Below are 12,398 nucleotides of genomic sequence, written 5' to 3'. Positions count from 1 at the left end.
GTAATTTCAGATAAAACATAAAATCCAAGCAACTCTTGGATTTTATGTTTTATATATGTACTTGTCTATCAATTTGTTGGTCTAATGAAATAAGTGATTCTGTGCGTTGTACTCCAGTAATGGTTTGAATTTTTTCGTGGAGTAACCGCATTAAATGTGAATTATCTTTACTTAATAGTTTTATAAACAGGCTGTAATTGCCTGTGGTATAGTGGCATTCTAAAACTTCTGGAATACGCTTTAAGGCTCTAACCACCTCATCTGTGTTTGCTGCTTTATCAAGATAGATACCAACAAAGGCCAATGTTGTAAAGCCTAGAGCTTCATGATTTATAATGAATTTTGAACCTGAAATGAGTTTAGATTTTTCTAATTTTCGTAAGCGTTGATGAATCGCTGCGCCAGAAATACCTATACTTCTGGCAATTTCTAAAATAGGGGTTCTGGCATCATTGGTTAGGGCTCGTAATATTTTTTTATCGATACCATCAATGGTGATGGTTTTGTTTTTTTGTTTCATGAGTTTTAATTTAAAACATAAATGTAAATATTTGATTTTAAATTGAAACTATAAAATACGTTAGGGATTGAAACGGCATCCTTTTTTGCGGAGCGTTGGAATTACTGATGTTAATTAAAAAAAATAAATAGGCTTAAATCATGAGATCCCGAAACTAGTTCGGGACTGCTTCGCAGAAAAGATATAGTGGAAAGCCCGACCCTTGTGGTAACGCCCAAAAATTAATTATTTAAAGGGTTATAACCTAGATAAGGGACTTCTTTTTCATGAAATGTGATACCAAAAGTTTCTAGCTCTTTTAAAATGGGCTGGTAAATTTCCTTGGTAATTGGAATTTGAACTCCTGGTGTGGTGATTTTGCCATTTAATATAGCGAGTGTGCCCATGGCAACGGGTAAGCCAACGGTTTTAGCCATGGCGGTGTAAGTTTGGTCTTCGCCTAGAACAACCATACTGGTGTCTATTTGATGTTTTTTGTCGTTTATAACATAGCCAAATTTGTGGTACATAACAATCATGTCTTTATCTTTATCTGAAAGGGTCCAGCTATCCATTAGTATTTTTTGAAGAATTTGAGCAGGTGTTGCCTTTTTGAGTTCTACAGGTTTGTTTGGGTTAAAAATATCAAGTTCCACGAGTTTGTCCCAAACGATATCGTCTTGATCGATTTTTAATTCATGGCGAAGCTTTAACTCGACAGAGTCTGTGGGGCTATAGGGTAAAAACGAATTTGTGAAATCGCGGTAGCTCATGTTTTCACTGTCGTTTATGGTATAACTATCATCTGTCATACCCAGAATTACAAAAATATTCCATGCGCGACTAAAGCCAACGCGACGCATAGTGCCGCGGTATAGAGTTTTAATGTTTTCTAAACCATAAGCGTTTTGGTATTTTAAAGAATCTCTATTGGCATAGACTTCAAAACGTCCAAAATCATCAATTTCTAAAAACTCGGTGCGCCTAAATAATCGGTTATAGGGAATGTACTTGTAAGTGCCCTCTTGTAGAAATTTAGCGGCACCGCCTTGTCCTGCAGTTACCACATTTCTGGGATTCCAGGTGAATTTATAGTTCCATAAATTATCATCGCTTTCTGGAGCAATTAACCCACCGGTAAAAGACTCAAACAATATTATTTTGCCGCCTTTGTCTCTAATACGGTCTAGTGCTTGCATAGCACTCATGTGGTCTACTCCAGGATCTACACCAATTTCGTTTAGTAGGATGATGTTGTTGGTTTTGGCTTGCTCATCTAGAGCTTGCATATCTTCACTAACATAAGATGCTGTAACCATATTTTTTTTATAGGTAACGCAATCTTTTGCAACTTCAATATGGAAACGTGCTGGTAGCATAGAAACTACAATATCTGCTTCTTTTATAGCGTTAGTTCTTGATATTTCATCAAATACATCTAGCGTTATGGCTTCTGCATTTTTATGGTTAGCAATTAGTTTTTTTGCCTGTTTAATATATAAATCTCCAACAGTAATGAATAATTGTTCTTCAAAAGATTTATCTAACAGATATTTTAATAAATATGATGTAGATTTACCAGAACCAATAACTAAAATCTTTCGCATAGAACCTTTTGTTAAGTAACTTTGTTTTTAATTAGTGAATAGCTTAAAAAGCTTTCAATTTTACGAAATTAATAAATATTAAATGTATTTATTGCGAATAATTTATAAAAATGAATAGAACGATATTAATTACTGGCACTGTATTAGGTGCTTTGAGTATTATTTTTGGTGCTTTTGGTGCTCATGCTTTAAAAGAACTTATCTCAATTGAGTTTCAACAAACTTTTGAGACGGGAGTTAGATATCAAATGTATCATGCGTTATTGTTGTTATTTCTTGGTAGTACCTCTTTAGTAAAGCTTAAAACTAAAAAAACAATTTATTATTTAGTGGTTATTGGGGTCTTGTTTTTTTCAGGATCTATTTATGGGTTAGCAACCAACGAGTTAACCTCACTTAACTTTAAGTCTATTGGTTTTATTACACCAATTGGGGGTTTATTGTTGATTTTGGCGTGGGGTTTTATGTTTGTTGATTTCATAAATATTTCGTCTAAAAAGGCAACATAATTGATATATACTTAAAATAATTGTTTTAATTTTGTTGAATAAATAATTTTATGTGAATTTATGGGAAATTATGATCAGGTAACGAAAACGATATCGTTAGAGCAATATGGTATAAAAAATGCAAAAGTAAAGTACCAATTATCTCCTGATGAACTTCATGCTACATCAATTGAAAAAGGGTTTGGGGTAGAAGCATCTTCTGGTGCTTTAGCCGTTAATACAGGGGAGTTTACTGGGCGCTCTCCAAAGGATAGATTTATTGTTAAAGATGATATAACCAAAGACCGTATTTGGTGGGGTGATATTAATATTCCTTTTGGACCCAAAAAATTTGATGAGTTGTACGCAAAGGTTGTAGATTATTTATCCGAAAAAGAACTGTTTGTTAGAGATAGTTACGCTTGCGCAGATAAAAATTATAAATTGAGTATTCGTGTTATTAACGAGTATCCTTGGAGTAATCAGTTTGCATATAATATGTTTTTGCGTCCCGATGAAACTGAATTGGAAAATTTTAATCCTGAGTGGACTATAGTTAATGCTCCGGGTTTTATGGCTGATGCTAAAATAGATGGAACGCGCCAGCACAATTTTGCGATTCTTAATTTTTCAAGAAAAATTGCTTTAATTGGTGGTACAGGTTATACGGGAGAAATAAAAAAAGGTATTTTTTCTGCATTAAATTTTATACTTCCTGTATTTAAAAATACATTGCCTATGCATTGTAGTGCTAATGTTGGAAAAGATGAGGATACTGCAATTTTTTTCGGGTTGTCTGGGACAGGTAAAACAACTTTATCTACTGATCCAAATAGAAGTTTAATTGGTGATGATGAACATGGTTGGACAAACGAAAACAGCGTATTTAATTTTGAAGGTGGCTGTTATGCAAAAGTGATTAATTTATCTAGAGAAAATGAACCTGAAATCTATGATGCGATAAAAAAAGGCGCGATTTTAGAAAATGTTATTTTGAATAATCAAGCAGAGGTTGATTTTCAAGATACTTCCATTACTCAAAATACTAGAGTTAGTTACCCAATTAATCATATTGAAAATATAAAAGTGCCATCAATTGGCAAAAACCCAAAAAATATTTTCTTTTTAACTGCTGATGCTTTTGGGGTTATTCCTCCAATATCAAAACTAACGCCAAGTCAAGCAGCGTATCATTTTATATCGGGTTATACCGCTAAAGTTGCTGGAACTGAAGCAGGCGTTAAAGAACCACAACCTTCGTTTTCAGCATGTTTTGGAGCGCCATTTATGCCATTGCATCCTGCTAAATATGCTGAAATGCTAAGTAAAAAAATGATAGATGCTGGTGTGAATGTATGGTTGGTAAATACAGGTTGGACAGGAGGCCCTTATGGAGTAGGAACGCGAATGAAATTAAAATACACACGAGCTATGATAAATGCGGTTCTGGAAGGCAAACTGGGGTTGTATAATTATGATGATTACCATATTCATTCTGTGTTTGGTGTAGCGCAACCAAGAACTTGTCCTGGCGTGCCAACAAGTGTATTAAGTCCGAGAGCCACTTGGAATGATGATGAAGCTTATTATAAAATGGCTTTTAAATTAACCAATGCGTTTAGGGAAAATTTTAAAAAGTTTGAAATGCATTGTACTGAAGAGATTAGGCGTGGTGGTCCGCAGCGTTATGCGTTTTAATTTGTAGTATTTGTCATTTCTGCAAAACCGGGAATCTCATAAATTGAATTTTAAAACAAAGATGTGTCTTCTATGAAGCTTTTTACACGGGGCTTTTATATTATAAATACACTTTTTCCTATATAAAAATATGATTTTTCACATACTATAAGTAGGAATTTGCAATATATTTATTAGATTTACTTCATAGCAAAATCTCTCTCTTAAAAAAGTTTAATAGCATAAAACAATTAATTTATTAAACTTAACTGTATATGTTTATGAAAATTTATTTTAAAATGACCTCAAACTTCAAATCGTTACTTTTTTTATTTCTAATAGCTCTATACTTTTTTAGTTGCGAAAAAGAGAGTCAACAAGAAATCAATTCAAATCCTTATTCTATATCCAAAGTTAAGTTTAGCGAACTGTCAAATAACTCAAATTTATTAAATAAAATAAAAGCAATAAAAAAGGACAGAGATCAAGATAATATCAGAGTATCAAAAGCGAGTCAAAAGAAACCAATTTATATTGCTGAATATGATTTTTACATAGATACAGATGAAGCAAAATATTTAGAAAAATCCAATGGAACCTATCATTCTTATACATTTCCTATTTATAAAATGAATAGTGAAATAAGTGATTTATTTCAAAATCTGTTTTTTTCTTTCAATAACTCAAAGAATGATTATGATACATTTATTATCAGCTATAGTTTGACATCTTCAGAAAGAGAAAATATTAACAATTTGAGTTTTATAGAACTTGAAGATAAGACCTCGATGACATATCTTGAAAAATTTGATGCAGACGTTGTTCTCAATTCTTTAGTTTACATAGATATAGAAACAGAAACATGTTGGGCTGGTTCCTATGAAGATAGTCCTTCGACTGGGTGGGATGATACATATGTAACTTGGACACAGTTTGATTGCGCTGGAGGCGGAGGAAGCGAAAGCAATGGAAGTGGAACAAGCAATACAGGAAATGAAGGGAGTAGTCAAAGTTATGATAATGACACAAGCAATACAACACCATCTTCCACAAATAATTTACCTGGTTCTGGTGGACGTGGTGGAGGCTCAATAATTAATAATCCTCCTATTAGTACTCCTTATGTAATATCTATAGAAGAACAAAGGAAAAAGACTTTTATTAATATTCAGTTATCAGATATAGAGAAAACCTTATTTTTAGGTTTAAGTCAGGAAACACAAAATACTATTTTTGAGTTTCTTGAAAATCAAATGAATTCTGGTGATTTAGACTTGTTATTAACACAGTACCCTCAAGATGCTGTGGATTTTACTAAACTTGCTTTTGAGTCTTTTTTAAATGGATCAAATATTGATGATATAGATTTTGATGATAAAATAATTAATAAGTTAACAGGTAAGGCTAAGTGTATTTATGATAAGCTGGAACAAACTAATGGAAATTTGTTTAAAAAAACAATAAGTAAATTTATAAATGATGTTAATTACAATCTAATATTTCAAATTGGAAATTGTACACAAACTGATGATGCGTGCACAAATGCTGATAATATCGGTAGTACAGGTGAGATAGTTGTCACTATAGAAGATATAAATCAGAGTGGATTAGGTATTGCTGCTTTAATATTACATGAGTCAATACACGCGGAAATACACAGGTTTGTTAGTAGGTATGAATCTGGAGTTAATCCAAATAATAGACCTAGATTATTTCAACTATATGCTCATTATAAAGGATGGGCTGAAAATACTCAAGATGATAACTATAATTGGGTGCAAGTTGCTCATCATAATTATATGGTAGAAAACTATGTAACCCAAATAGCTAACGCAGTTCGAGAATTAGATAACTTTAATTACCCGTTAAGCCACTATATGGCATATGGGTGGGATGGGTTAACTAAATATGGTTATACTTCAAAAAGATTGACATCTGCTGAAAATACAATTAACCAAAATTTACGTGCTATAGCTAATCAAAACAGTCAAGTTTGTAAATAAAGTAAGTATGAAAAATTTAATTATAGTATTTTTTGTTTTATTAATTTTTAGTTGCAAAAATAAAGCTAATGAAGAAAACGTTAACGACATCATATCATTAATGATAGACAAGAAAGCATTTCCATTACCTCCACCACCAGCTATAAATGATACTATAACAACAGTTATTAGCAAACGAGTTAGAGATTCTTTGCTACAAGTAAAACTTAAAGTAGCTTTATATCCCACTTTATATGATTTTTCAAGTGATGAAATAAAAGCAATCATTCCCAAACAATATAAAGGTATTATAGAGATGCAAGGGATTAATTCTGAGAAAAATAAATTAGATAAATTATTATTTACTGAAAAAGGGCATGAAATAATGTTAGCAGATACTACCCAAATAAAAAAATCTAGAGATTTTGAAAATTTCGACCTTTTATTTTGGTTTTCAAATTTCTATTACTCTAAAGATAAAGAAAAAGTCTTTTTTGGTTTAGGTATTAGCAGAAGTAAATTAGATAGTAACGGTGTTCTTTATATATTAAAAAAGGAAAATAGTAAATGGCAAATTGAGTATTCAGAAGTTAGTGATTTATGGTAGGTTTCATGTAATAATAATTTAATGATAGTATGCAATTAAATCAATTCATTATTAAAAAAGGTTAAACTTCAAAAACAATTTGTTTAAAATCTTTTTTCTATACTTATTATATCTTTAAATTATATCTATAATCTTGAATATGGTTTTATGTTGTGGCAATTTATAGAGGTATAGTTCTACAACTAATTCTATATCAAAAAGAAAATAAAAATTTGTTCAACCAAAAAAAGCTATTCTAAATTGTTAGAATAGCTTTTTTTATGTCATTAAATAAAGTTTTATTTCCCTTTATTAGCCTTTTCAATATATTTCTGTAAAGCCATAGTCATTGAAGGCGTCTCAGGAGTTGGTGCAGCTATATCTACACGTAATCCTTTTTCCTCAACCGCTTTGATTGTTGTATTACCAAAAACAGCTATACGGGTATCGTTCTGTTTAAAATCTGGAAAGTTTTGGAATAAAGATTCAATTCCAGAGGGGCTAAAGAATACTAAAACATCGTAGTAGACATCAGCTAAATCAGATAAATCGCTAACTACTGTTTTGTAAAACGTTGCCTGTTTCCAGTCTACTCCTAAATCATTAAGAATCTGCGGAACAGCAGGTTTTACTTTATCAGTATTTGGTAGTAAGAATTTTTCGTCTTTGTACTTTTTAATAAGAGGCGAAAGTTCAGCAAACGTTCGCTTACCAACATAAATTTTACGTTTTCTATAAACTACGTATTTCTGTAGGTAATATGCAACAGCTTCAGACTGACAAAAATATTTCATTGTGTCTGGAACTTTAAATCGCATTTCTTCTGCAATTCTAAAAAAGTGATCTACAGCATTTCTACTTGTTAAAATAATAGCTGTGTAGTTGCTTAAATCAATCTTCTGATGCCTAATCTCTTTAGCAGATACACCCTCTACATGAATAAACGGTCTGAAATCTATTTTTACGCGTTGCTTTTCTTGTAAATCGAAGTAGGGCGAGTTCTCTATTTTAGGTTCTGGTTGAGATACTAAAATGGTTTTCACTTTCATAAGCGCAAGTCGTTTTTCTTTTAATTTGCAATAAACACCTTATACAAAATGACATAGGGTGTAATTTCAAGAGCGCAAAGATACAAAATAAAATAGAATATGTTGTTCTTTATTAGACTTTGATGCGTTTTAAATGAACTAATTAGACCCAAGATATTAACAATTAGTAGTAACGAAATAACACCATAGATAAGCGGTAATGTTGGCTGAAAACTATAAAGAAGTAAGGCATTAATAGGTAGCAATAACAATCCTAAATAATTTTTAAAACTTGTTTTTTGAAATAAATATTGATCTACAAGTTTATCAATTTCAAAAAGACTCCCAATCAAACGTTCAATAAGTATTTTAATTAAAATAAAAACTCCAATGCTAAAGGTTAGTTTAAACATGGTATTTCCAGAAATATCAGATGTTTCTGTGATTTTTTTGTAAATAATAAAGCAAAAAACAGAAAGAGATAGTACTAAATTTGCAAATAACAAAGCATCAAAATTATCGAAAAACTTCTGATCTCTAGAATATATTTTAAGGTACTTGTCGTTACCTAAGACTAATATAAAATCGTCAAATCGTTTAGGAGAAATTAATTTTGCAATGGCAACAATAATTAAGCCTAAAACCAATAGTATGGTAAATATTTCGTTTGAAACGATGTGACGAAGCATGGGTTAAAATTATTATAATTTTTAAAATTAACATGTATTATTAGCAAATATTTAAAATAAATAAACGTTGATTAATGTACATTTGCTAAAAAGATAAAAGGATTTCTGTACTGAGAGTAATATGGCAGATACAATAGTAATTATTCCAACATATAACGAGATTGAAAACATTGAGGCTATAATTGAGGCGGTGTTATCACAGTCAGACCATATTCACATTCTTATTGTTGATGATAATTCACCAGATTTAACAGCGTTAAAAGTTAAAGAATTACAAAAAAAATTCCCTGAAAGACTATTCTTAGAAGTAAGAAAAACAAAGTCTGGCTTGGGTACGGCTTACATTCATGGATTTAAATGGAGTCTGCAAAAAGGCTATGACTATGTTTTTGAGATGGATGCCGATTTTTCTCATAATCCCAACGATATTTTGAAACTTTACGATGCTTGCCATCTTGAAGGTGCAGATATATCGATAGGTTCTAGATATAAAACAGGGGTTAACGTTGTTAACTGGCCTATGGCAAGAGTTTTAATGTCTTATTTAGCCTCAAAATATGTGCGATTAATTACGGGGATGAAGATTCATGATACAACAGCAGGTTTTGTATGTTATAAAAGACATGTGTTAGAAGCTATTGATTTAGATGCTGTTAAATTTATTGGGTATGCGTTTCAAATTGAAATGAAATTTAAGGCCTACTTAAAAAAGTTTAAAATTGTTGAAGTCCCTGTTATTTTTACAGATAGAACACGAGGTGAATCTAAATTGAGTTCGGGTATTATTTCTGAAGCTATTTTTGGGGTTATTTCTATGAAGTTGAAAAGTTTGTTTTAGAGGGATTCTAAAAAATAAAAAAGTATGCAAAAAAAAACTACACTTATAAAAAATGCTAATATAGTTAACGAAGGTGCTATTTTTAGTGGTGATATTTTAATTGAAGGTCAATATATAAAACAAATTTCAGAATCTATTAGTGCCAAATCTGCAGACGTTTTGGTAATTGATGCCGAAGGTAAGTATATCCTGCCAGGAGCTATTGATGATCAGGTGCATTTTAGAGAACCCGGATTAACGCACAAGGCAAATATTGAAACAGAATCAAAAGCTGCTATAGCTGGAGGTATTACATCTTTTGTTGAGATGCCCAATACAAACCCACAAACTACAACTATTGAAAAGCTCGAAGAAAAGTTTGATATTGCTGCAAAATCATCTTGGGCAAATTATTCGTTTATGTTTGGAGGAACTAATGATAATTTAGATGAAATTTTAAAACTTGAAGCAAACCAAGTTGCTGGATTGAAACTGTTTTTAGGTTCTTCAACAGGGAATATGTTGGTGGACGATCCTGAAGTTTTAGAAAAAATATTCAAAAGTACGGATATGGTTATTTCTGTACATTGCGAAGATGAAACCACAGTTCGTAAAAATCTTGAAGCGCATATTGATGAATTTGGAGATGATATTCCTATTAAATACCACCCAGTAATCAGAAGCGAAGAAGCTTGCTATTTATCATCATCTAAAGCTATTGAGCTTGCAAAAAAAACGGGTGCCAGATTACATGTTTTTCATTTGTCTACAGGAAAAGAAACTAATTTATTTACCAATGATATTCCGTTGAAAGATAAAAAAATAACAGCAGAGGTTTGTATACATCATTTGTGGTTTTCTGATGAAGATTATGATAAAAAAGGCACTTTATTAAAATGGAATCCAGCTGTAAAAGCAAAAACCGATAGAGATCAATTATGGGAAGCTTTGCTAGATGATAGAATAGATGTTATTGCAACAGACCATGCACCTCATACTATAGATGAGAAAAAAAACGTTTACACTAGTGCACCTTCAGGAGGCCCGTTAGTGCAACATGCTTTACCAGCAATGTTAGAAATGTATCATAAAGAAAAAATTTCTTTAGAAAAAATTGTAGAGAAAATGTGCCACAATCCAGCTATTTTATTTGATGTTGAAAGACGTGGTTATATAAAAGAAGGTTATTATGCAGATTTGGTGATGGTAGACTTGAATAATCCATGGACAGTTACAAAAGATAATATTTTATACAAATGTGGATGGTCGCCTTTTGAAGGGACAACATTTAAATCTAGAATTACACATACGTTTTTAAATGGCAACTTAGTTTATGAAAATACTAAGTTTAGCTCCGTTAAATCAGCAAAACGCTTAACATTTAATAGATGATTTTAAATCGAGTTATAGTATTAATAGGAATAGTTTTTGTTGCCACAGCTTGCAATAAATTAAAAGGGCCAGAAAAACCGAAGAATTTAATTTCTAAGAATAAAATGGTTAATATTTTAATTGATGCAAAACTTATTACATCGTCAAGTTCAAAAAACAAACTTATTATGCGAGATAGTAGTCTCAATTTAAATACCTATATCTATGAAAAATATAATATAGATAGCTTGCAATTCGCTTTGAGTAATAATTATTATGCGTATCATATTGAGGATTATGAAGAGATTTATACAAAAACTACGGATAGTTTAGAAAAACTTAAAGCTGTGTTAAAAGAGCAGGAAGCAAAAGAGTGGAAAGAGCAAACCAAAAGAGAGGCAGATTCTTTAGAAAAAGTTCTTAAGGAAAAACAACGGTTAAAATCTCTTGGTAAAGATTCCCTTGGTTTGAATATTTTAAAGGATTCTATAAAGATCGATGAAGTGTTTTTAGAAGAAAGTATTGAGGAATTGGAGAGTATCGTTGAGCCTATTTCAGATAACTAGTTCCAATAGAACTAATTGCTTTACCAATAGCTGTAAACTTATAATTTAAAGCTATTTTTATCTTCTTGCTACTGTAATGGGTTTCTGTTATTAAAGATTTGGCAATATGTTTTGTTAACTGTCTTCGTTTTCCAGTTAATTTATGTTTCAACCAATCCAATTTCCAAGCCATGCGTAATAAGCGTTTACTCGCTAATTTTTTAGGAGGTTTAACGCTAACAGATTCTGCTACGGCTTCAAGAAAATCTTTGTAACTCCAATTTTCAGTCACTAAAACAAATCGTTCATTTTTTATTTGGCTATGCACTAATGCAATCATAATGTTAACCACATCTTCAACAGCTATCAATCCAACAGTTCCAGAAGTATAGTATTTTAAACCTTTATGTACTTTTTTAAATAAGCTTCCTGTACCATATCTCCAAATACCTGCACCCAAAATGACACCGGGATTAACAACAACGGCGTCAACACCCTCTTGTGTGCCTCTCCAAACCTCCATTTCAGCACCGTATTTAGTTATAGCATAAACACTATTGTCATCTTCAGGATTCCAATTGGTGTCTTCGGATATAGGAGCATTATTTAATGTGCTTCCCAGAGTGGCAATAGAGCTTACATAACAAAGTTTTTCTATGTTATTAGCAATACAAAGGTTTACAATATTGGCAGTGCCTTCAATATTTGTTTTTCTTAGAAGCTGATATTTATCTGGTTCAAAAGAGACAAATGCAGCAGCGTGATAAACTGTTTTTATGTCTATAAAAGCTTTAGTTAAAGTTGGAATATCTAATAGGTCAGCCTCAATCCATTCAATCTTATTAAATAGTATTTCAGAATCATCAGAATAACAAGAAAATATGTTTTTGGTGTTTTCAAGTTTACGTTTGTTTCTGTAAATAGCTTTTACTCTCTTTTGGTCAGAAATAAGTCTATAGAGTAAATGTCCACCAACTAAACCCGTTCCTCCTGTTACTAAAATCATGCAACTAAATTAAAGAATTATTCAGAATCCATAAGTAATTATGCGTGTATTTTTATCTTTGCATAGTTTTGTGAAAATCCGAGTATGGATATGTTATAAATTT

The 12,398-nt window shown here is 31.5% G+C and carries 12 protein-coding genes; 7 read left to right on the top strand and 5 right to left on the bottom strand.

Annotation, left to right across the window (positions count from 1 at the left end; all coding sequences use genetic code 11):
• Positions 1-49: 49 nt before the first annotated feature.
• Together Q0772_RS02695 and Q0772_RS02690 are read right to left on the bottom strand one after the other, a co-directional pair.
• The gene (locus Q0772_RS02695) at positions 50-520 is read right to left on the bottom strand and encodes an Lrp/AsnC ligand binding domain-containing protein (protein ID WP_298339994.1); all 471 of its coding nucleotides are present in this window, start codon (positions 518-520) and stop codon (positions 50-52) included.
• A 221-nt stretch (positions 521-741) separates the two neighbouring features.
• On the bottom strand, positions 742-2,106 hold the full coding sequence (locus tag Q0772_RS02690; RefSeq protein ID WP_298339991.1) for a saccharopine dehydrogenase C-terminal domain-containing protein: 1,365 nt from the start codon (positions 2,104-2,106) through the stop codon (positions 742-744).
• Positions 2,107-2,216: 110 nt separating this feature from the next.
• Here Q0772_RS02690 and Q0772_RS02685 point away from each other — a divergent pair, with 110 nt between their 5' ends.
• The 4 genes from Q0772_RS02685 (at position 2,217) to Q0772_RS02670 (ending at position 6,860) form a co-directional block, all read left to right on the top strand.
• Positions 2,217-2,615, top strand: coding sequence for a DUF423 domain-containing protein (locus tag Q0772_RS02685; RefSeq protein ID WP_298339989.1), 399 nt, complete (start codon positions 2,217-2,219; stop codon positions 2,613-2,615).
• A 60-nt stretch (positions 2,616-2,675) separates the two neighbouring features.
• The gene (gene pckA / locus Q0772_RS02680) at positions 2,676-4,292 is read left to right on the top strand and encodes a phosphoenolpyruvate carboxykinase (ATP) (RefSeq protein WP_298339986.1); all 1,617 of its coding nucleotides are present in this window, start codon (positions 2,676-2,678) and stop codon (positions 4,290-4,292) included.
• 260 nt (positions 4,293-4,552) lie between these two features.
• Positions 4,553-6,274, top strand: a complete 1,722-nt coding sequence (locus Q0772_RS02675; RefSeq protein ID WP_298339983.1) for a hypothetical protein — start codon at positions 4,553-4,555, stop codon at positions 6,272-6,274.
• A 7-nt stretch (positions 6,275-6,281) separates the two neighbouring features.
• Positions 6,282-6,860, top strand: coding sequence for a hypothetical protein (locus Q0772_RS02670; RefSeq protein ID WP_298339980.1), 579 nt, complete (start codon positions 6,282-6,284; stop codon positions 6,858-6,860).
• 278 nt (positions 6,861-7,138) lie between these two features.
• Here the strand turns inward: Q0772_RS02670 and Q0772_RS02665 are convergent, their stop codons facing one another.
• Both Q0772_RS02665 and Q0772_RS02660 read right to left on the bottom strand, forming a co-directional pair.
• Positions 7,139-7,888 (bottom strand): uroporphyrinogen-III synthase, encoded by a 750-nt coding sequence (locus Q0772_RS02665; RefSeq protein ID WP_298339977.1) that lies wholly within the window; start codon positions 7,886-7,888, stop codon positions 7,139-7,141.
• Between the two features lie 20 nt (positions 7,889-7,908).
• On the bottom strand, positions 7,909-8,556 hold the full coding sequence (locus Q0772_RS02660) for a DUF4271 domain-containing protein (RefSeq protein WP_298339974.1): 648 nt from the start codon (positions 8,554-8,556) through the stop codon (positions 7,909-7,911).
• Positions 8,557-8,677: 121 nt separating this feature from the next.
• On the opposite strand from Q0772_RS02660, the gene Q0772_RS02655 reads away from it, so the two are divergent.
• The 3 genes from Q0772_RS02655 to Q0772_RS02645 are packed head-to-tail and all read left to right on the top strand — an operon-like array spanning position 8,678 to position 11,310.
• Positions 8,678-9,394: a polyprenol monophosphomannose synthase gene (locus Q0772_RS02655; RefSeq protein ID WP_298339971.1), complete on the top strand. Its 717-nt coding sequence runs from the start codon at positions 8,678-8,680 to the stop codon at positions 9,392-9,394.
• A 24-nt stretch (positions 9,395-9,418) separates the two neighbouring features.
• On the top strand, positions 9,419-10,765 hold the full coding sequence (locus Q0772_RS02650) for a dihydroorotase (protein ID WP_298339968.1): 1,347 nt from the start codon (positions 9,419-9,421) through the stop codon (positions 10,763-10,765).
• Positions 10,762-11,310, top strand: a complete 549-nt coding sequence (locus tag Q0772_RS02645) for a DUF4296 domain-containing protein (protein WP_298339965.1) — start codon at positions 10,762-10,764, stop codon at positions 11,308-11,310. The genes Q0772_RS02650 and Q0772_RS02645 overlap by 4 nt, the downstream gene beginning before the upstream one ends.
• On the opposite strand, the gene Q0772_RS02640 is transcribed toward Q0772_RS02645, so the two are convergent.
• Positions 11,294-12,295 carry an NAD-dependent epimerase/dehydratase family protein gene (locus Q0772_RS02640; protein WP_298339962.1) on the bottom strand — a complete coding sequence of 334 codons (1,002 nt, stop codon included), beginning with the start codon at positions 12,293-12,295 and terminating at the stop codon, positions 11,294-11,296. The genes Q0772_RS02645 and Q0772_RS02640 overlap by 17 nt on opposite strands.
• Positions 12,296-12,398 lie beyond the last annotated feature (103 nt).

It is taken from the genome of uncultured Algibacter sp. (genome assembly GCF_947490405.1).
In the GTDB taxonomy this organism is placed as follows: domain Bacteria; phylum Bacteroidota; class Bacteroidia; order Flavobacteriales; family Flavobacteriaceae; genus Algibacter_B.
This window is presented reverse-complemented; position numbering and strand designations above follow the sequence as displayed.